This is a genomic window from Gordoniibacillus kamchatkensis (assembly GCF_000829455.1).
GTDB classification, from domain to species: Bacteria; Bacillota; Bacilli; order Paenibacillales; family NBRC-103111; genus Gordoniibacillus; species Gordoniibacillus kamchatkensis.
The window spans coordinates 1-1,850 of record NZ_JXAK01000141.1; the positions used below are offsets into that span (position 1 = coordinate 1).

Genomic DNA, 1,850 nt, shown 5'->3' on the forward strand with positions numbered 1-1,850 from the left:
GCGACTTCTTCGGGGGATTCTTTTACGGTCACATTTGAACTTCCCGAATACTTCAAGTACGTTTCATTGCCATCGGAACTAGGGAATATTCAGTCGGTGTTCATGCTTCAGGGTCTTCGTAAATTCTTGGTTTTCCCGTTTTAGGATTAACAAGCAGGAAGTATTTGTCCGGCTCATAATCGCGTTCAATTTCTCCGTGGAACTCCTGACCACAATGAACACATTGTTCGACTTCATGATCCAACATTTCAAAAACAACTTTTTCGCACGCCGGGCAATTGAATCTCATAATTTCGATTGCCATATTGCTAGTCACTTCAAAATTCGGCTCTTTCATATCCCTTAATCCCTCCTCATGTTCTTCTATATTCATTATGATTCTTGAATGTCCGTGATCGTGATAGACACTCCGCCGCCGCTCTGATTGCGAAGCAATCGAATCGCCGTTCCCTCCGCTGAATCCCGATCCGTGGCAGACACTTCGACTTCACCCTCGTAACGTGTCATGCCGATCCCATAGGTTCATGCGCTCCTCATCCTTATACCAAAGTTGGCAAATCCATGAATTAACCGAACCGCCTTTTGGCATTACCTCGCATCCACCGTTGTTTATTAAAGCTTCCCACGGCCCCGGTGTAGCTTTCTGTAACGCTTTTCGTATTTCTTGTATTTTCTCCTGGTTATCTTTGGTCATAGGGTTGGCTCCTTTACACTTTGAATTAATCGTTTTCCGATCTCATATGCCACGACACTCGTTACAGCATTGCCGGCCATTTTGTAGAGTTGTGAGTCGCTTATGCCGGCTTCTTTCAGTTTGTAGTACCATTCGTCAGGGAAGCTTTGGAGTCGGAAGCATTCAAGCGGTGTGAGTTTGCGGATGCGGTAGCCGTCGTAAAGGTGATTGTTGTGCTCCCAACTGTTCTTTGTCAGTGTTGGGGCTGTTTCGTGTAATCCGCCTTTATTGAATCCTCTGCCCTGCTGAATAATCGCCACCCCATGCCGATCCTGTGCCGTAAGTGTGAACATTGGCTCTCCTGGTTCCTTGAATCGGCGCCCGTTTTGTCGCTTTTCTTCACGATCAGGAGTGAGGACTGCAATTGGCTCGATAATGTGTGTTCTTCTTGCTTTCTCCCATCCTGTTGCAGCTATACCTTTTGCGTATCCAGTATCTAAGCAATATGCGATTCCTTCTCCATCGCTAAATTGTTTAAGAGCATTTCTGTTTTCTCCGCCGAAAGGAAATATTTTTCGTCCACCTGATCCTCTAAGACTTGCGACAATGAATATGCGCTCTCGGTTTTGAGGAACGTAGGCCGCGCTGTTAAGCACGCACCACTCCCCCACATACCCCAGCTCATCCAGCGTTCCAATAACGGTTTCGAAAGTTCTTCCTTCGTCGTGATTGAGGAGTCCGACGACGTTTTCAAGAAGTAAATGTCGAGGTCGGAGAACAGATGCCCACCGGACGATCTCAAAGAAAAGCGTTCCGCGAGTAGCGTCTCTAAATCCTTGACGTTTTCCAGCGATCGAGAAGCTCTGGCAAGGAAATCCTCCAGCGAGCAAGTCAATTGGTCCTCGCTCGTCTCTAAGCAATCGAAGATTGTCATCTGTGACTGCTCTAACGTCATATGCGCTCCACATCCTTTTCTCTGGGTCATGTAGTATCTCGTATGCCTGATGGGCGAACTTATCCCATTCGGCGTATCCTACGCAATTCCAGCCGGCTTGCATGAGTCCGTACCCCATACCGCCGATGCCGGCGAACATTTCGACGAATGTATGGCTGCTCACCCATTACACCTCTCTTTTCTTTTCCCTTGGCTCGGCCTCCGCCTTCGGCTAAGCGGATT

Annotated in this window: 3 protein-coding genes; all 3 read right to left on the reverse strand. The window is 47.8% G+C overall.

From position 1 onward, the window contains the following. Nucleotides 1-100 precede the first annotated feature (100 nt). The 3 genes from SD70_RS32470 to SD70_RS32480 all read right to left on the reverse strand — a co-directional run bounded on the left by SD70_RS32470 (nt 101) and on the right by SD70_RS32480 (nt 1,791). Complete coding sequence (locus SD70_RS32470; RefSeq protein WP_041052852.1) at nt 101-337, reverse strand: hypothetical protein; 237 nt, start codon at nt 335-337, stop codon at nt 101-103. 150 nt (nt 338-487) lie between these two features. Further along, nucleotides 488-694: a hypothetical protein gene (locus SD70_RS32475; protein WP_041052856.1), complete on the reverse strand. Its 207-nt coding sequence runs from the start codon at nt 692-694 to the stop codon at nt 488-490. Continuing rightward, on the reverse strand, nt 691-1,791 hold the full coding sequence (locus SD70_RS32480; RefSeq protein WP_346432124.1) for a DNA cytosine methyltransferase: 1,101 nt from the start codon (nt 1,789-1,791) through the stop codon (nt 691-693). The genes SD70_RS32475 and SD70_RS32480 overlap by 4 nt, the downstream gene beginning before the upstream one ends. Nucleotides 1,792-1,850: the final 59 nt, after the last annotated feature.

Bases quoted from the DNA above. Each gene is read 5' to 3' on its own strand.
- SD70_RS32470 (WP_041052852.1), bottom strand. From the start codon at position 337: ATGAAAGAGCCGAATTTTGAAGTGACTAGCAATATGGCAATCGAAATT.
- SD70_RS32475 (WP_041052856.1), bottom strand. From the start codon at position 694: ATGACCAAAGATAACCAGGAGAAAATACAAGAAATACGAAAAGCGTTA.